This is a genomic window from Clostridium fermenticellae (assembly GCF_003600355.1).
GTDB lineage: Bacteria > Bacillota > Clostridia > Clostridiales > Clostridiaceae > Clostridium_AV > Clostridium_AV fermenticellae.
In genome coordinates, this window is sequence record NZ_CP032416.1 from 1,601,291 (window position 1) to 1,619,621 (window position 18,331).

Consider the following 18,331-nt stretch of genomic DNA (forward strand, 5'->3'; position numbering starts at 1 on the left):
TCTAACTAAATGATATCTTTACCAGCTTTTATATTTTCTATCATCTTTGGAACTACTTCATATATATCTCCCACTACAGCATAGTGTGAAACATTAAATATAGAAGCATTTTCATCCTGATTTATTGAAATTATACAATCTGAACCATTCATGCCCGCTACATATTGAACAGCTCCTGAAATACCAAGATTTATTATTATCTTTGGTTTAACAGTTCTTCCTGATAAACCTATCTGTCTCTTAGCATCTATTAAGCCGGCTTCAATCATAGGTCTTGTACCTGCAATCTGTGCACCAAGTAAATCTGCAAGTTCATGAACCATACCCATATCCTTTTCAGATTTAATTCCTCTTCCTATTGCTACTATTGCCTCTGCATCTGAAATACTTACTTCCTTCTTTTTGTTTGTAACCTCATGTACTTCTATATTTGAAGCTAATTTAGATTTATCTATGCTGCATAAAGTAATCTTTCCCTTTGTTTCGTTACTTCTTTCAGGTGCAGAGAATATTTTATACCTTACAGTACAAAATTGAGGTCTGTTATTTGGTGTAACTATTCTCGCCATAATATTTCCACCAAATGCCGGTCTTATCTGGACTAAATCAGTATTTTCCTTCATATCAAGTATTGTACAATCAGCTGTTAATCCTGTTTTAAATCTTGCAGCTACTCTAGGTGCAAGTGATCTTCCAACTGTAGTTGCACCAACCAAAATTGAAGATGGTTTAACTTTGTTTATAAAATCTTCAAAAGCTGCAGCATACGGTTCTATTCTAAATTCCTCAAGTTCCGGATCATCATATACAAATACTTGATCTACACCATAATGAAGAAGTTCTTCGGCTTTATCCTTTATATTATGTCCTATAAACAAGGCATATACCGGATGATTTGTTTTCTGTGCTAACTCCTTTGCCTTGCCAATGAGTTCAAGAGTTACAGGATGTATTTTTCCTTCTACATGATCGACATAAACTGTAACTCCAACCCATTTGCTTTTATCTATTTCTTTTTTCTTATCTTCTACAAATTCTACAACACCGGAAGGACCTTTTCTAACACACATTTTACACATCTTACATCCGGCATTTATTTCAAGCTTGCCATTTTTCTCTTCCATAGCCCCGAATGGACAAATATCTACCAATTGTTTTATATTGTCTTTTGTTAATTTTTCTTCATGTATTACTAGCTTACCCATCTTTAATTACCTCCTACACAAATTTCAATTCTTTAAGTTTATTTACAACTTTATCTGCTAGTTCTTCAGATGTTCCCTTCCATACCTCTTTATCTGTATTCACTTCAGGAGGAAATATTTTTTCTACCTGGGTTGCTGAACCATTTAATCCATAATTATTTTCATCCTTGTCTTTGAAATCTTTAAGTGAAAACATTTTTATCTCTTTATCCTTACTTGCTATTTTCTTTTTATAAGAAGGAAGTCTTGGTGTAAATATATCTTTATCAACAGTTATAAGACATGGATATTTTATTTCCTGAACCTCAACCGTTTCTGCCATATCCATTTCAACTACTATTGAATCATTCTTTAATTCTTTTATTTCCATAACATTTGCAACATGTGGTATTCCAAGATACTCAGCCATTTCCGGGCCAACCTGTGCAGTATCACCATCAGTAGTCTGTTTACCACATATTATAAGATCCGGTTTTCCCATCATCCTGACACCCTGGGAAATTGTATATGAAGTTGCAAGTACATCGGCTCCAGCAAACTTTCTATCTGAAAGAACTCCTCCATCATCTGCTCCCATCATATAAGCCTCTTTTATTATTTCAGTTGCCTGAGGTGGTCCCATCGTTAAAACCTTAACTGTACCGCCTTTTTTCTCTTTTATTTTGAAAGCTGTTTCAAGTGCGAATAAATCATATGGATTCATCTTAGAGTCTATTCCATCTCTTTTTAAAACTCCTGTAACAGGATCTACTTCTACTTTAGAAGTTCCTGGTACTTGTTTTATACATACTAATATATCCATTTATGCTACCTCCAATATTTTATATAATTTATACAAATCTAAATATATTTAGTAAACTAAATTAACCAACGATAACAGATACTCCATCTGGAATAACCACTACTTTTGCATCTCTTCCAGTTATTTTATAAGCCATGTCTAACGCTTCAGAAATTGTAAAGGCATGTTTCATGTGAATGGCCTCTATAATTTTAGGATCACACATGTCAGTGACCATTATTACAGTGTGTTTACTCAATATCCTGGCAAGTATCTGGGATTCCCACTGATCAGGAAGTGTTTCATTTCTAGGAACTTTGGTAACCTTATCTAAATATTCTTGTGGAGATTTAACTTTGGCCAAGTTATTGTAAAATCCCTCTCCACCGTGCCCATCATTGCAGGCAGATACCATTATTATTACTCCGCCTTCTCTGCAAGTAGCCTCAGCTGCAGTCATTCCTTTTACTGACTGATATATATTCTGATCCAGAGGATATCCTCCATTTGTTGAGATAGCAATATCCGCATCAATCTTGTTAACTTTGGATAAATCCATGACAAATTTGCATCCTTCTTCATGCGCAAGTTTACTATCTCCAGCAAATGCATTTATTATTTTTTTATCTCCATCTATTACTACATTTAATATAAATGCAAGTTTTGCCTTCTCTGCTGCGTATAACATATCTCTATGAATAGGATTATCATTTAATTTACCTGTTCTTGCATAAGGACTTGCTATAAACTCTGAACAGTGATTTGCCATTATGGTTTTTGCTGAAGCTATTCCAGGTAAAACACTTTTTCTGCCTCCAGAAAATCCTGCAAAAAAGTGGGATTCTATAAAACCGTCTGCTATTAAAAGTTCAGTTTCTACCGCAATTTTATTTATTATAAGCTCTCCTCCAGATGGTAATGTGCCAATTTTTACGAGATTACTATCATCTCTTGAGTCATGAACTATTATTTCTTCATTTTCAACAACTTCCCTGCCAAACTTATCTATGAGCTCTTCTTTAGTTGTAAGCCTATGGAATCCAGTTGCAATAAGTATTTTTATCTTTATATCCGGATTAGCCTTTCTTATCCTTCTTAAAAGTATAGGTGTCATTATTTTACTTGGTACGGGTCTAGTATGATCACTACTTATTATTACCATGTTATTTTTGCCTTTTACAAGTTCCTCTAAACTTGGTGAACCTATCGGATTGTCAAGAGCTTTTTCTACTATATCTTTTTCCCCAAATTGAGATTTATATTCCTCTGCCTTAGATGATAAAACTCCTGCCAAATTCTTATCATCAATTTCAGCTTCAACCATCCTTTTGTTATAAGGTAGCCTAATCTTAGCCATAAATCATTCTTCCTTTCTAAATCAATTTTATAGTCTAATTAAATCCAAATATAGGGCCTGCAAAATATGCAATTAATCCCAAAACGATTACATATACAACACAGAACTTCAAAGTCGAATTTAGTATTTTTCCTTCTTGCCCGGCCAATCCTGTAGCTGCTGTTGCAACCGCTATACTTTGCGGTGAAATCATTTTTCCTGCTGTAGCTCCACCAGTATTAGCTGCCGCAAGCCAATAAGGATTTAAACCAAGAGATTTTGCAACTTCAACCTGAAGTCCTCCGAAAAGTACATTAGCAGAAGTATCACTCCCTGTTACAAATGTTCCAAGTGCACCAATTATAGGGGCAATAAGAGGATAGAATTTTCCAGTGACTGCTACTAAAACTATCGATATAGATTTGATCATTCCACTGTAACCCATTATTTTTGCAAGAGCAACTATAGCAATTATAGTAATAGACGATTTACTCATCTGCTTTATTGTACTTACAAGTACGCCAAATATTTCTCCAAACTTAGCACCCTGTATACGTCCACCAATAAATGTAGCTATTATAATTAAGGTTCCCGGATTTGACACCCAATTAAACGTATATGGTGTTCCACCTTGTCCAGTATAAATAAGTACCGAAGTTTTTATTGAAGCAAGAGCTTTGTTTATTGGTGGAAATAATGCACTGCTTAATATTACAAATGCAAATACAAGTATAAATGGTATCCACGCACGTACTCCCTCTTTTAGAGTAAACTTTTCGGCTTTCTTATCAGCAGTATCCTTATAAAATATCTTAGCTACAGCAATTGTAACTATCATACAACATACAGATCCAATTATAGCTGGAAGTTCAGCTCCAAGATACTTGGCAACCAGAAGCTGTGGAATTGCAAAAGAAAAACCTGATGCAAGAGATATTCCCCAAAATCCCTTAATAGCTTTTACACTTTTACCTGTAATCATAACAAGTATTACCGGAACAACTATGATAAGTACCACCAACTGTAAACCCACTGCATAACTTAATGTAGTTACATTTATATTGGCAACCTTTGCAAGAGTTGTTACTGGAATTCCTATTGCTCCAAAAGCAGTCGGTGTTGTATTTGCCATAAGACATATAATAGCAGCAAATACAGGATTAAATCCAAGTCCAGCCATTATACTTGCAGGTATGGCAACTGCTGTTCCAAATCCGGCAATAGCTTCCATAAATCCCCCAAATGCCCAGGCCAATATTAAAACCAGTATTCTTTTATCCGTAGTAACACTTGTCATCATTCTCTTTATTACATCCATACTTTTAGTATAGACAGTAACATTATAAGTAAATACAGCCGCTATAATAATTACTAATATCGGCCAAACTGCCAAAGCTACTCCTTCAAGTGCTGCCGTTATTGTGTGACCTATAGGCATTCTCCATACTACAATAGCTAAGATCATTGTAAGCAGCAATGTAGCCGGACACGTTTTATGTCCTGCAATTTTTAATACACCCAGGGAAACCATTAACCATATAATCGGTATAAGAGCAATAATAAAAAGTACAATATCATTCATAAACATCCCTCCATATGTCGTCATACATATATGATAGTATGACCTATTTGTGAATTTATATCATCACAATTTTTTAATATTTCCACAATAATTATTAATTTAATAACTATTTAAGATATATAAAATTGCGTTATACACAATTTTATAAGATGTTCAGGAAAACCTTTTCACAAAAAGTATAAATATTATTTCTTTTATAATCCACAAAAACGCTGTTTTAATTAATACAATAACAAAAAATTACTATTGGTATGCTGGTATGTGGTATGACCAGTAATCAGTTTAATAATAACACATAATTTCATAAAATTCCAGTATTATTACTAATTAATCAAAAAATAAAAGATCATTAAAATTAATACTTTAATAATCTTTTATTGACTCATCAATCTTTCATCATATATTCATTTGCAAAATCTAGATGTTTCCTCATAGCCTCTGATGCCTTTTTAGAATCACCATCCTTTAAAGATAAATAAATATCCTTATGTTGTTTTGCAAGCACATCTACATTTTCTTTATCAACAAGTATTTTTCTTCTTGCATCCTTTATAAAAGAATCTATTAAGGATGAAACAGCATTTAGTATACTTACTATCAAAAAATTTTTAGAAGCACGTGCTATGGTATAATGAAAATCTTTATCAGCTTTAACTCTTTCTTCCTCACTTTTAGAGTTTTTCAAAATATTTATCAATGGAATCATACTATCCAATTCCCCGGATGTTACTCGTTTTGCTGCTATTGCTGCAGTTTCAATTTCAATAATTTTTCTGAGTTCCATTATTTCATTCGGATCACTTTTTTGAAGCATAAACATTATAGAAAGAGGTTCAAACAAATTATTTTCAAAACTCTGCTTTATGAAATTTCCCTCTCCCTGCCTGCACTCAACCAAACCTATTATTTGAAGTGCTCTTAATGCTTCTCTTATGGATGTTCTACTAACCTCAAGATGTTCCACAAGTTCTCTTTCAGATGGCAATTTATCTCCCTTCTTTAAAGTCCCATCTATAATCATGTTCTTTACTTGCTCTATAACCTGTTCATAGACTTTCGTACTTCTTATTGGACTAAACATTTAATCAAACTCCTTTATTTATGCACTTTCCATATATTCCTAAAAATGGTCTGCTATATAATAGTATCCTTCTTCATAATGGAATTCCAATGTATAAATATATCAAATAAACTTACCACATCCTGTTGGTTGTACAATAATATTTTATCTTTTTTCTCATATGGCATCCTATCTATATATGTATCATCTTTTATTATCTTACTAAAAGTTTTGGCCAAATTAGAGCCACTTATAACCTCGGTATCACGAATTATATTGAATTCTTTTTCTAGTGCCTTAAGTCCTATACATATTTTCCTTTCCTTTTCATATTCTTTTTGTATATCTATATTTCTAAAATACTGATTAAAATCAAACTCTATATTGTTCTGTTTAAATAGATAACCAATCACAGTAAAATCATTATTACCGGAAAAAGTTACTATATATCGCTTGTTATGCTCTTCAAAAGCTCTTTTAAAATATTTTTTGGCCATAAACACTATATCATGTGCATCTTTTTTATTTTCTATCATATATTGGGTAACTTCAAGTTTATCATTTTTATTATTCAAATAACAGCAACCGAAAACACCTATGCATATTGGCTTTTTATAAATATAATGCTCTAAATCAAAAAATACGGCATTTTTAAACAAATCACTTTTTCCATCAACAACTAGAGAATCTTCTTGAGATACACTGCATATACTCAAATTCGTATGCCTTTCTATCACTTTTCACCACTCTTTTCCATAAAACACATATATAATGCCCTATTTATTATATCACTTTTAAATCAATATAAGAATATACCATAAAAGTTTATACACATTTTATAGATTCAGGTGTCAAATTATAAACCATATCTTTTCTTTCTACTATTATTTTTATTTTATTCCTAATCTTAGCATCCTTCATAACTTCTTTAAGCAGTTCTCTCGTTGGATTTACACAAATCGGATTCTCTACAATTTCAAACATTGAAAAATCACCTGCTGTATCTCCATAAGCATAACTGTGTTTAAGGTCTATATGATATTTATCAACTAATTCATATATCGCATTCTTCTTACTTTCGCTGTCCCACATCGGTATAACCTCTCCTGTATATATATCATCCACCAAAGTATATACAGCACCTCTATAATCATCAAAACCATATTTAAGTGACATTTCCCTTACAAGTTCAACCGGACTTCCCGATACAGTTATTACTTTATGTCCATTGTCTTTATGCCACTTTATCCTATCCCTAGTATAAGTATAAACCCTATCTCCTTTTTGCCTGATAACATTTCTAGCTATAAATTCTACTTGATATCTATGCAACCCCTTTATTGCTTCAATATATATATCTGCCATTTTTAATAAATAATTATCATAATTTCCCTGACGTTTATCCCATTTTTCATACTCAGGTTTTACTTCCTTATACCACCTATCTGCCGGAATTATTTCATATTTAACAAGCTTTTTAAAAACTTCAGTTATCAGCCCTTCTCTATATAATGTACCGTCTATGTCAAAAAATGCAGCCTTAATCAACTTTTACCATCCTCCTTTAATAATTATAATGTATATAATTTAAAATTATTTTCTATAAATTCTTTATCTTTTAGTATTACCCAAAAGACTATTATATCACCAGACTATGTTATCATAATACTTAAATATTTTCATTTTTTATTGACATTTTGTATATAAGATAGTATTATAAATATATAGTAATTGATAATGATTTTCATTGTGAGGTGATATTGATGAGCATTTGCGATTTAAAAATTGGTGAAAAAGCTTTTATAGATAACTTAGCCGGAGATGAAAGATTAACTAAAAGACTACTAGCTTTAGGATGTACAGAAGGCACTGAAATATCAGTAAAAAATTTTGCTCCTTTAGGCGATCCAATAATTATAAATTTAAGAGGGTTCAACTTAGCACTTAGAAAAAAAGATGCAGGAAACATTTTTATAAAAAACACACTATAAATTCTTATATTAACAAAGGAGATAATTTTATGATCACGGCCGCTTTACTTGGAAACCCTAATGTAGGAAAGACTTCTCTTTTCAATCTTCTTACTGGTTCCAATCAATACGTTGGAAATTGGGCTGGAGTAACTGTAAGCAGGAAAGAAGGTTTCCTAAACAAAACAATAAAAATTGTAGATTTACCCGGCATATATGCTATGGATACCTACTCAAATGAAGAAAAGGTATCAAAAGAGTTTCTGATTACGGGTAACCCAGATATAATAATAAATATAGTGGATGCCTCAAATTTGAACAGAAACTTATACCTTACTTTACAGCTCAAGCAATTTAACAAACCGATAATTTTAGTATTAAACATGATGGATGTAGCAGAATCAAAGGGTATAAATATAGATTTATCAGCTTTATCAAAAGAACTCAATGTTAAAGTTATACCAATAGTAGCTTCTAAAAATAAAGGAATTGATGCCCTAAAAAATGTACTTATAGAAGGCAATTTTCCACTTGATTCTTCCTTTGAGTATAATTTTCAAAATGAAAAAGAAACTTATTCTTATATCACTGAAGTTTTATCAAAATCAATTCGCATGAATTCAACTAATACAGCCTCTATAAGTGAAAAAATTGATAAAATATTTTTAAACAAATTTTTGGCATATCCGATGTTTTTCGCAATATTGTTTCTAATATTTAAATTTACATTTTCCTGGGTGGGACAGCCTTTATCAGATTTCCTTCAAAATTTAATAGATTCAGGCTTAGTTCCGTTAATGCAAAAGCTTTTAGCAACCTCGAATCCCTGGTTTAAATCTTTAATAATTGATGGAGTAATCGGTGGTGTAGGTTCAGTTATAGTATTTCTACCAGTTATTATGTCATTATTCTTTGGTATATCATTTCTTGAAGATAGTGGCTATATGGCAAGAGCAGCTTTTATTATGGATAAGCTCATGAGAAAGCTTGGTTTATCCGGTAAGGCATTCATACCACTTATAATAGGATTCGGGTGTTCAGTCCCGGCAATAATGTCCGCCAAAACCCTGGAAAGTGAAAAAGACAGAAAACTCACAGCTTTGCTTATTCCTCTTATGTCATGTAATGCAAAGCTTCCTGTATATGCTATGATTACATCGGTATTCTTTCATAATAATGCAACTACAATTATATTTTCATTATATTTATTAGGAATTATTATGTCGTTTATAGTAGGAATATTATTTAAGAATACTATATTTAAAAAGGATGAAGAACCATTTATAATAGAACTTCCGGAATATAAAATGCCAGAACTCAGGAATTTACTTTTGCACACTTGGGACAAGGGTAAAGGATTCGTAAAAAAAGCCGGTACAATAATATTCTCAGTATCGATAATAGTATGGTTCCTGTCAAACTTCAACTTTAGTGGAATGACAGATATAAATAACAGCATTTTATCATATATAGGCAGAGCTATAAATATTATATTCGTACCTTTAGGATTTGGTTCATGGCAAAATTCAGTTTCGCTGCTTGCAGGTCTTATGGCAAAAGAAGTTGTACTCGGCACTATGGGAGTATTATACTCGGGAGGTTTAAAGACTATGATTTTAAGTCATTTTACTCCGGCATCAGCATACGCCTTCCTTGTATTCATTCTTCTCTATCCACCATGTATTTCTGCAATGGCTACAATGAAGAAAGAGTATGGAAAAGCTATGATGTTAACATCTATTGTATATCAGTCATGCTTAGCGTGGATTGCATCATTTTTAGTTTTTAATCTAATTAAATTATTTTAAAAAGGTGTGATGTATATGTTGGAAATACTAATTACTATTATTCTAGCTGTGTCTGCTATTTATATACTGTATAAAAATTTAAAGAAACAAGCATCCGGAAAATGTGACTGTAACTGTGGATGTTGTTCTAGTAAGTGTAAAAATTATAAAAAATAGGCTTGATTATCTGCAAGCCTATTTTTTATATAAATACATAATTTACAAAGCAACTATTATCAAACGTTTTCATTTAGATAATATTTTAAAACATCTTCAATAGAAACCACACCTACTACCGAATCACCATCAAGGACTGGAATTGCAACTATTTCGTTGTCCAGTATTTTGTGTGCAGCTGCATTTATAGACTCATATTTAGAAACAGTTATAACATTTTTAGTCATAACCCAATCTACAGGGCAGGTATCATAATGTCCATCATCCATTAAAAATCTATATATATCAGCTTTAACAATCATACCAACGAGTTTTCCATCTTCATCAACTACAGGAGCCCCATTTATATTATTATTATCCATTATTGACAAAACCCTTTTTAAATCTTCGTCGGGTTTAAGTTTTATTATATCACAAGATATTATATCTGAAATCATTAGCAACACCTCTATACTATTATACAATATATTTAGAAAAATCTGAATGCCATATTAAAATTTTGAAGCTGTCTTAAATTATATATCATAATCGGGGCAGCTTCATTAATCAAATTCAGTTTACATTTTTTCAACAACTTCTATTCCAAGCAAACCAAGTGCATTTTTTAAGACTTGACATGTAGCTTCAACTAATTTGATTCTTGCAGCCTTTAAGTTCTCGTCTTCTTGATTCAGTATATTATGTGAATTATAAAATTTATTAAAATCCTTAGCCACTCCTATTGCATATCTGGTGACTATATACGGTTCCAATTTAGCTATAGAGTTCATTATAGCTTTATTAAACCCTTCAAGGGTTTTTACAAGTTCAAATTCCTCTTTTGAATTCAATTTACCATAATCAGGTTTAGAATCCATATTATTCACTTTCCTCAAAATACTCTTTCCTCTAGCATAACTATACTGTACATAAGGGCCTGTTTCTCCATCAAAGCTCAGCATATCGTTCCAATTAAATACTATATCTTTTTCTCTATTATTCTTTAGATATGTAAATATAACAGCTCCTATGCCTATTTTCTTAGCAACCTCATTTTTATTTTCAAGATTAGGATTCTTTTCATTTATTATTTCCAGAGTCTTTTCTATAGATTCATTTAAAAGTTCATCTAAGAATATAACATCACCTTTTCTTGTTGATAATTTTTTATCCTCAAATCTAACCAATCCAAATCCTATATGTTTGCAGTCATCAGCCCATTTATTACCCATCAATTTTAATGTTGTAAACACCTGCCTAAAATGAAGTGACTGATCCATGCCAACTACATATAAACTCTTATAAAAATCATAAGTCTTCTTTCTATATGTGGCTGCTGCTAGATCTCTTGTCGCATATATTGTAGCTCCATCTGATTTCTTTATTATACACGGTGGTATATTATAGTCATCAAGCATCACAACTTTCGCTCCATTGCTTTCAACTAATAATCCTTTTTTATCTATATCATCTATTATAGCATCCATCTTATCACTATAAAAACTTTCACCTGCATATGAATCAAACTCCACATTTAACAAATCATAAAGTTTTTTAAATTCCTTGAGACTAAGATCTTTAAATTCCTGCCATAATTTTGTTTCCTCTTCTGCCCCATCTTCTAATTTTTTAAAGTACATTCTTCCTTCATCTTCTAGTGATGGATCTTTTTCTGCTTCTTCATGAAACTTTACATAAATTCTAAGCAGTTCCTTTATTGGTTCCTTCTTTAATGCTTCTTTATCACACCACCTTTTATAAGCCGATATTAATTTTCCAAACTGTGTTCCCCAATCACCAAGATGATTTATTCTAACACAATTGTATCCTTCAAAAGACAATATTTTATATAGTGAGTTACCTATTGAAGTACTAAATAGGTGCCCAACATGGAATGGCTTTGCTATATTAGGTGATGAAAATTCAACACATATATTTTTTCCTTCACCTACCTTTGAAGATCCATATTTATCTTTTTCACTTAGTATATCTTCTATAGTATTTTTATTAAACAAAGCTTTATCCATAAAAAAATTCAAATAAGGTCCGGCTGTTGTAACTTTTTCAAAGTCAGCTTTATTTATCTTCTGCTCAAGCTCTGAAGCTATAACATTCGGTGCTTTTTTTAAAACCTTTGCCAGTTGAAAGCATGGAAATGCATAATCCCCCATATCTGATTTTGGTGGTATTTCAATTAACTTCTCAATATTGCCTAAGTCTAAATCAATGTATTCTTTTATCTTTTCTGCTACTAATTTTTTATAGTTCATAAAAAACCTCCAATATTATTTGTAATATACTTAAATCTGTGTAAGATTATATAAAAAAATCGCCTCCTTATAACAAAGAGACGAATATTCGCGGTACCACTCTAATTGACTAAAATTAAGTCCACTCACAATATTAACGCAATCAACGTACTATTTCTAATTCATATCGAATTTTTTATAGTAATCTCATAGTCTCTTTTCTTCAACATATTCCTACAGACTTTCACCAAATAAACTGCTCGCTTTTAGGACAACATGAAGAATACTCTTCTAATCACTGAAATTAATGTATTAAGCTATATAAGAATTATATTATTATCACAGTTTTTTTGTCAATAGATAATCTCTTATTTACCAATTAAATTCTCAAAATCATCTATATTTGTGACAGGTAATTTACACGCAAAATTTTGACATACATATGCTGTCGACCTTCCTTGCACCGAAGAGTAATTTTCTGAAAAAGGAATTATACAATCAAGTGTATTATATTTATCCTTTAACATCGAAACCATAAATGGTCTAAACTCACTATTTATGCTGTCAACCATCTTTTTAGACATATAGTCATTCAAAGATACTATAATTACTTCCATGCTGGACACACTTTCAGACATAAGTGCCATCATGGAAAAAGAATATCCTTGAGGAAAGCTTTTTAATTCACCTGAAAAAACTGACAAAAGCTCAACTGCTTTTTCCTCAAATTTAATATTAGACGTTATGCGTGATAATCTTATCAGATTAAAAGCTTCTACTGAATTGCCGGATGGTATTGCCCCATCATATATTTCCTTAGGCCTTGTTATCAGATTCTCACCATCTTTTCCATATATAAAAAAACCTCCTTCTTCATAATCCCAAAAATATTTAAACATATCACGATTTATATCAAGTGCTTTCTTTAAATAAAATTCATCATATGTTGTTTCATATAATTCTATTAGGCCCCATATTAGAAATGCATAATCATCGGCATATCCTAAAAATGACGCTTCACCAGATCTATATCTTGAAAGCAGGCGGCCATCCTCTCTAGTTAAATTATCAAATATAAATTTAGCAGACTTTATGGCAGCATCAGTATAATTACTATTTTTAAGAACCCTTCCACCAATTGCCATAGCTGCAATCATAAGCCCATTCCATGATGTCAAAATTTTATCATCTTTATGCGGATGAACTCTCTTTTCTCTGTATTCAAATAATTTATTTAGACACTCTTTAGTAAAAACATCACCATTACAAAGCACAGTATCATCTTTTAAGTTAAGTATATTTTTACCATTAAAGTTACCTTGTTCAGTGACGCCAAAAATTCTACAAAATCTTTTACTGCTTTCTGTCCCAAGTATACTATCTATTTCATCTTTACTCCATAAATAGAATTTACCTTCGTATCCTTCAGAATCAGCATCTTCAGAAGAATAAAATCCTCCATATTCAGACGTCATATCTCTTAAAATGTATGTAAAAATATCATTACATATTTTAGCATATTTCTTATCTTTTTTTATCTGGTACATCTCAAGATACACTATTGATAATAAGGCATTATCATATAACATCTTTTCAAAATGAGGAATAAGCCATTTTCTATCTGTAGAATATCTGCTAAATCCATAGCCAACATGATCATATATTCCTCCATTGTACATAAGATCCAAAGTTTTCTGCACCATTTGCAAGGCAAATTCATCTTTGTTTATATACCAATACCTCAATAAAAACATTAAATTATGTGGCATTGGAAATTTGGGCATCCTTCCAAAACCTCCATATAACTCATCAAAATTTTGTTTAAAGTGTGTAAATGCACTTTTTATAAAATCATAAGATAATTTTTGCTTTTCCTTCTCACCTTTATCATTCAGTATATTGACTATACTTGAACCCATTTTTTCTAAATCCTTTTTATTATCATCCCATGCTGTACCTGCACTCTCAAGTACACTCATTAACCCCTGCATTCCTCTTTTATTGTTTTTAGGCAGATAAGTCGCAGCAAAAAAAGGTTTCTGATCTGGTGTCATAATAATTGTAAGCGGCCATCCTCCGCCTCCAGTAAGACCTTCACATACCTTCATATATATACTATCTATATCAGGTCTTTCTTCTCTATCAACCTTGACTGCAACAAAATTCTTATTTAAAATTCCGGCTACATCATCACTTTCAAACGATTCTTTCTCCATTACATGACACCAATGGCAGCTGCTATAACCTATAGACAAAAAAATAGGTTTATTTTCAAGCCGTGCTTTCTCAAATGCCTCTTCTCCCCATGGATACCAGTTTACTGGATTATACGCATGTTGTAGTAAATATGGAGATTTTTCATAAATCAATTTATTCGGAACGCTGTTACTTTTCGTAAAATCACCCTCTTAAAAATCTATTACTATATTTAATATACCCTATGTGACCTTTTTAAATTTAAAAAATCAAAATAACAATATATTAAAATACTTCATATTATACTAATGTGAAAATATATAAGGAGAGTTTTTATGTTTTATTGTCCATATGCTTGCACGATAAATAATTATTACAGGGAAGTACAGACGAATTCTTCAATCAGAATATTCAATGCGGCACAGGGTATATCTAATGTTGATATATATGCTAATGGAAATCTTATTGTAGAAAATCTCGCTCATAAAAAGGTTTCTGACTACATTCCCATATCACATGGAAATCATAACATTACAGTATATCCATCCGGTCAGAAAACAAATCCTATTTTAAATACTAATGTAAATATACCAGAAAATATTATACTCAATGTTGCCATAACCGGAACTGCACCTAATATTAGTTTATTCTTGATTCAAGAACCAAGTGCAGCCAAAAATCTTGGCAGACCATGTATACGTCTTGTGAATCTTTCTCCAGATCCATCTCCTATAGATATAAAATTATCAGATGGTACAAGTATATTTACAAATGTCATGTACAGAGATTTTACAAACTATGCTTGTATCCCAACAGGAAATTACACCTTCACAGTTACTTCATCTAAAGATAACAATATAGAATTGACTATTCCGAATATTAACCTAGGGAATAATTACTATACTTTATACACAATCGGTAAAAATAAAAAAACTAATTCTTTGGAAGCCGTAATTTTAAAAGAAAGCGGAACACACAGAAATGACCTGTCACGTTAGTATAAAAAATTAGATTTTACTTTTTCTTAGCATAAAATCACCCTTAAGTAGAATTTTCATATTTCATTATCCTACTTGAGGGACATTTTATCAAAGTTAGGTTTTAGTTCATTGCTTAAACTATTTTAAACCATATCAAGATATTTAGCTGCCCAATGTACTTCCCTTAAAAAATATTCTAATTTTTCACTTTCCTTTTTCTTAAAAAGTTCAATAATAAAAGTGTGTTCTTTATTTACATCCTTAAGGATTTTAAAAAGGACTTCAGTATTTTTATTAGAATAAGTTACAGGAATAAAACTGTGTTCTAGACCACTCAAAGTTTCTTTTAATTTTTCATTATCACATTTCGAAACATATATATTATGAAATTCAAACTGCAATTTATTATATAACTTATAATCCTTATCTTTAATTGTTTTATCAATTTCTTTTACTATATGTTCCATTTCTTTGTAGTCATCATCATTTAATTTATCCATGGCTAATGTAGCTGCATATCCATCCAAACAAGCAAGAACAGCATAAAGATCAAGCTTTTCCTTAAGTGATACTTCTTTAACAAAGAAGCCCCTTCGCGGAGCATATTCAATTAAATTGTCAGCAGCTAGCTGTATTAGTGCTTCCCTAGCTGGTGTCCTGCTGATGGATAAGTCTTTGCATATAGAAGATTCACTTATTTTTTCATTAGCTTGCAATTCACCATTTTGAATTTTATCTGAAATGTATTTATAAACAATATCTCTTAAAGACTCATAATTAGCCAAAACTATCCCTCCAGCGTTTTTTCTTAAATTTTAATATATTGTATACAGATTGTCAAGGATACTTAAACTCACAAAATTTCTGAGCGTACAATTAAAAATCAGTATAGCAGTTTTACCCACTCCTATACTGATTCACATCTATAGCTCTAATCCTTCATTATAACAACCGCATCTGCAACTTTTACTCCAGAGCCTTCAGGATATACAAATAGAGGATTAATGTCTACTTCCGATAAAACATTCTTATTTTTATCTGCAAAGTTAGAAATCTTAACTATCATGTCTTTCAAAGCTTCCAAATCATAGTGCAGTCCTCCTCTATAACCTGTTAACATTTTATATGATTTTAATTTTTTTAACATTTTTTCAGCTTCAGCCTTATTAATCGGAGCAGGATACAATGAAACATCTTTAAAAATTTCCACAAATACTCCACCAAGTCCAACTAAAACCATAGGACCAAATTGAGCATCATTATTGACTCCTATAATTACTTCCATACCTTTAGGCATCATTTTTTCCATTAATATTCCATTAATTTTAGCTTCCGGCTTATGGTTACTTACATTAACTAAAATTTCATGGTAAGTACTTAAAACTTCTTTCTCCGAATTTATGTTTAATTTAACTCCTCCAACATCAGATTTGTGCAATATATCTGCAGATTCAATTTTCATTACAAGTGGATAACCCAATTTTTGTGCGGCATCCAATGCTTCACTTTCATCTTTAACAATATATGCATCGCCTACTGGCATTCCATATTTTCTTAATAAGTTCTTGCTTTCTATTTCAGACAATGCTTTTGTTTTTTGCAAATTATTATACTCAGGCAATGCAGTTTTTAAAGTTCTATCATTATATTCATACTCGATAAAATCTGCTAGATGCTTAACTATTTTAAAAGCATACATTGATGGCGGCAATATTGGTACTCCAATTTTTCTAAGTTTTTCTGTATACTCATAGTTACGGGTATTTTCAAGAAACGGAAGCATTATTATTGGTTTGCTATTTCCCTCTTCAACAACTTTCTTTATTCCTTCTGCCATATAATAAATTGCAGGATCCGCTATTTCCAGCAATAACGTATAACCTATGAGCACCGTTCCAATATTTTCATCATTCATTATGGTTCTAAGTGCATTTGCATACAATTCCGCATCATAAGACAATGATGCTGTCATATCCAAAGGATTATTTGGTGATGCATAGGATGGCAGCTGTTCCTTTAATTTTATTAATGTTTCCTCTGTAAAATCCGGAAATTGTACTCCGTAAGTATATCCTGTATCTGCGCAAACTCCTGTTTCTCCTCCTGATAAATTCATTGATGCAAATGTTGGTTTTTCAGGGAGTTTATTAATTATTGAAAACATGTTTGATGTTGCCATTAATTCTTCTATATCGTCAACCCTTATAACTCCATATTTTTTAAATATAGCATCAAATGTTTTATCAGACCCTGCCAGGCTTCCAGTATGAGAAGCTGCATTTTTTCTCCCCTTCTCAGATCTGCCAGCTTTTAAAACTACTATTGGTTTTCTCCTGACTGCAGCCTTTTTCAGAGAATTGATAAATTTTTTGGGTTCTTTTACTCCCTCTAAATATATACTTACAACCTTTGTGTTTTTATCTTCAACCAAAAAGTCTATATAGTCTTCCATTGTTATAACATTACCGTTTCCTGCTGATATTATATACGAGAATCTCATATCCTGAGTTTCCATCAATGACAAACAGATCTGTCCACTTTGTGATATTAATCCCACATTACCTTTTCTATCTCTTTTCTTAGAAATAAAAGCAAATGGATACACATTATTTATATAATTTACAAAACCTGCACAATTAGGTCCCATTAAAGCTATATTTAATTTTTTACATAGTTTCTTCAACGATTCTTCTGCTTTTTTGCCATCCTCATTTCCTGTTTCCGAGTAACCACTAGCAAATACTACTGCTCCCATGCATCCCTTTTTAGAAGCTTCAATCAGCAACGGTTCTACCGTTTTTTTAGGTGTACATATCACTATCATATCTATATCCACAGATACATCAGATAATGACTTATAGCAAGGTCTATTAAACACATAATCTCTTTTAGGGTTTATAAAAAAAGTATTTTTCAGATCCTTAACATATTCAATTATATTTCTACAGGTGTCTCCGCCAAATCCTTCCTTCTCACTGGCTCCTATTACCGCAATGGTATTTGGCTGCAATAATTTTTTCAAATCCATA

At 31.5% G+C, this 18,331-nt stretch carries 16 protein-coding genes and 1 other annotated feature; of the genes, 4 read left to right on the top strand and 12 right to left on the bottom strand.

From position 1 onward, the window contains the following. Window positions 1-5 precede the first annotated feature (5 nt). From D4Z93_RS07475 to D4Z93_RS07505, 7 genes are all read right to left on the bottom strand, one after another. Entirely contained in the window at window positions 6-1,205 is a 1,200-nt protein-coding gene (locus D4Z93_RS07475; RefSeq protein WP_119972000.1) for an electron transfer flavoprotein subunit alpha, read from the bottom strand. Window positions 1,206-1,218: 13 nt separating this feature from the next. Next, window positions 1,219-2,007: an electron transfer flavoprotein subunit beta/FixA family protein gene (locus D4Z93_RS07480; protein WP_119972002.1), complete on the bottom strand. Its 789-nt coding sequence runs from the start codon at window positions 2,005-2,007 to the stop codon at window positions 1,219-1,221. A 61-nt stretch (window positions 2,008-2,068) separates the two neighbouring features. Then, window positions 2,069-3,343 (bottom strand): nickel-dependent lactate racemase, encoded by a 1,275-nt coding sequence (larA, locus tag D4Z93_RS07485; protein WP_119972005.1) that lies wholly within the window; start codon window positions 3,341-3,343, stop codon window positions 2,069-2,071. A 34-nt stretch (window positions 3,344-3,377) separates the two neighbouring features. Continuing rightward, window positions 3,378-4,904, bottom strand: coding sequence for an L-lactate permease (locus tag D4Z93_RS07490; RefSeq protein WP_119972008.1), 1,527 nt, complete (start codon window positions 4,902-4,904; stop codon window positions 3,378-3,380). Window positions 4,905-5,289: 385 nt separating this feature from the next. Beyond that, window positions 5,290-5,985, bottom strand: coding sequence for a FadR/GntR family transcriptional regulator (locus D4Z93_RS07495; protein WP_119972011.1), 696 nt, complete (start codon window positions 5,983-5,985; stop codon window positions 5,290-5,292). A gap of 53 nt (window positions 5,986-6,038) precedes the next feature. Further along, the gene (locus D4Z93_RS07500) at window positions 6,039-6,701 is read right to left on the bottom strand and encodes a ribonuclease H-like domain-containing protein (RefSeq protein ID WP_119972014.1); all 663 of its coding nucleotides are present in this window, start codon (window positions 6,699-6,701) and stop codon (window positions 6,039-6,041) included. Between the two features lie 88 nt (window positions 6,702-6,789). Beyond that, on the bottom strand, window positions 6,790-7,512 hold the full coding sequence (locus D4Z93_RS07505; protein WP_119972017.1) for an HAD-IB family hydrolase: 723 nt from the start codon (window positions 7,510-7,512) through the stop codon (window positions 6,790-6,792). Window positions 7,513-7,727: 215 nt separating this feature from the next. On the opposite strand from D4Z93_RS07505, the gene D4Z93_RS07510 reads away from it, so the two are divergent. The 3 genes from D4Z93_RS07510 to D4Z93_RS07520 are packed head-to-tail and all read left to right on the top strand — an operon-like array spanning window position 7,728 to window position 9,898. After that, the gene (locus tag D4Z93_RS07510) at window positions 7,728-7,955 is read left to right on the top strand and encodes a FeoA family protein (protein WP_119972020.1); all 228 of its coding nucleotides are present in this window, start codon (window positions 7,728-7,730) and stop codon (window positions 7,953-7,955) included. A 29-nt stretch (window positions 7,956-7,984) separates the two neighbouring features. After that, window positions 7,985-9,742 (top strand): ferrous iron transport protein B, encoded by a 1,758-nt coding sequence (gene feoB, locus D4Z93_RS07515; RefSeq protein ID WP_119972023.1) that lies wholly within the window; start codon window positions 7,985-7,987, stop codon window positions 9,740-9,742. Between the two features lie 15 nt (window positions 9,743-9,757). Further along, the gene (locus D4Z93_RS07520; RefSeq protein WP_119972025.1) at window positions 9,758-9,898 is read left to right on the top strand and encodes a FeoB-associated Cys-rich membrane protein; all 141 of its coding nucleotides are present in this window, start codon (window positions 9,758-9,760) and stop codon (window positions 9,896-9,898) included. 59 nt (window positions 9,899-9,957) lie between these two features. On the opposite strand, the gene D4Z93_RS07525 is transcribed toward D4Z93_RS07520, so the two are convergent. The 3 genes from D4Z93_RS07525 to D4Z93_RS07535 form a co-directional block, all read right to left on the bottom strand. After that, on the bottom strand, window positions 9,958-10,335 hold the full coding sequence (locus tag D4Z93_RS07525) for a CBS domain-containing protein (RefSeq protein ID WP_119972028.1): 378 nt from the start codon (window positions 10,333-10,335) through the stop codon (window positions 9,958-9,960). Window positions 10,336-10,455: 120 nt separating this feature from the next. Next, window positions 10,456-12,147 (bottom strand): arginine--tRNA ligase, encoded by a 1,692-nt coding sequence (gene argS, locus D4Z93_RS07530; protein WP_119972031.1) that lies wholly within the window; start codon window positions 12,145-12,147, stop codon window positions 10,456-10,458. A gap of 73 nt (window positions 12,148-12,220) precedes the next feature. Further along, window positions 12,221-12,434: a binding site (T-box leader), on the bottom strand. 60 nt (window positions 12,435-12,494) lie between these two features. Then, on the bottom strand, window positions 12,495-14,495 hold the full coding sequence (locus D4Z93_RS07535) for a thioredoxin domain-containing protein (protein ID WP_119972034.1): 2,001 nt from the start codon (window positions 14,493-14,495) through the stop codon (window positions 12,495-12,497). A gap of 162 nt (window positions 14,496-14,657) precedes the next feature. Between D4Z93_RS07535 and D4Z93_RS07540 the strand changes: the two genes are divergently transcribed. Next, window positions 14,658-15,320 carry a DUF4397 domain-containing protein gene (locus D4Z93_RS07540; RefSeq protein WP_119972035.1) on the top strand — a complete coding sequence of 221 codons (663 nt, stop codon included), beginning with the start codon at window positions 14,658-14,660 and terminating at the stop codon, window positions 15,318-15,320. A 125-nt stretch (window positions 15,321-15,445) separates the two neighbouring features. Here the strand turns inward: D4Z93_RS07540 and D4Z93_RS07545 are convergent, their stop codons facing one another. After that, window positions 15,446-16,087: a GntR family transcriptional regulator gene (locus D4Z93_RS07545; protein WP_119972038.1), complete on the bottom strand. Its 642-nt coding sequence runs from the start codon at window positions 16,085-16,087 to the stop codon at window positions 15,446-15,448. Between the two features lie 146 nt (window positions 16,088-16,233). Next, window positions 16,234-18,330: an acetate--CoA ligase family protein gene (locus D4Z93_RS07550; protein ID WP_119972040.1), complete on the bottom strand. Its 2,097-nt coding sequence runs from the start codon at window positions 18,328-18,330 to the stop codon at window positions 16,234-16,236. Window position 18,331 lies beyond the last annotated feature (1 nt).

Excerpts from the sequence above, each read along its gene's own strand:
- D4Z93_RS07475 (WP_119972000.1), bottom strand. The coding sequence starts at position 1,205 with ATGGGTAAGCTAGTAATACATGAAGAAAAATTAACAAAAGACAATATA.
- D4Z93_RS07550 (WP_119972040.1), bottom strand. The coding sequence starts at position 18,330 with ATGGATTTGAAAAAATTATTGCAGCCAAATACCATTGCGGTAATAGGA.
- D4Z93_RS07480 (WP_119972002.1), bottom strand. The coding sequence starts at position 2,007 with ATGGATATATTAGTATGTATAAAACAAGTACCAGGAACTTCTAAAGTA.
- D4Z93_RS07490 (WP_119972008.1), bottom strand. The coding sequence starts at position 4,904 with ATGAATGATATTGTACTTTTTATTATTGCTCTTATACCGATTATATGG.
- D4Z93_RS07525 (WP_119972028.1), bottom strand. The coding sequence starts at position 10,335 with ATGATTTCAGATATAATATCTTGTGATATAATAAAACTTAAACCCGAC.
- D4Z93_RS07520 (WP_119972025.1), top strand. The coding sequence starts at position 9,758 with ATGTTGGAAATACTAATTACTATTATTCTAGCTGTGTCTGCTATTTAT.
- feoB (WP_119972023.1), top strand. The coding sequence starts at position 7,985 with ATGATCACGGCCGCTTTACTTGGAAACCCTAATGTAGGAAAGACTTCT.
- D4Z93_RS07540 (WP_119972035.1), top strand. The coding sequence starts at position 14,658 with ATGTTTTATTGTCCATATGCTTGCACGATAAATAATTATTACAGGGAA.
- argS (WP_119972031.1), bottom strand. The coding sequence starts at position 12,147 with ATGAACTATAAAAAATTAGTAGCAGAAAAGATAAAAGAATACATTGAT.
- D4Z93_RS07495 (WP_119972011.1), bottom strand. The coding sequence starts at position 5,985 with ATGTTTAGTCCAATAAGAAGTACGAAAGTCTATGAACAGGTTATAGAG.
- D4Z93_RS07510 (WP_119972020.1), top strand. The coding sequence starts at position 7,728 with ATGAGCATTTGCGATTTAAAAATTGGTGAAAAAGCTTTTATAGATAAC.
- larA (WP_119972005.1), bottom strand. The coding sequence starts at position 3,343 with ATGGCTAAGATTAGGCTACCTTATAACAAAAGGATGGTTGAAGCTGAA.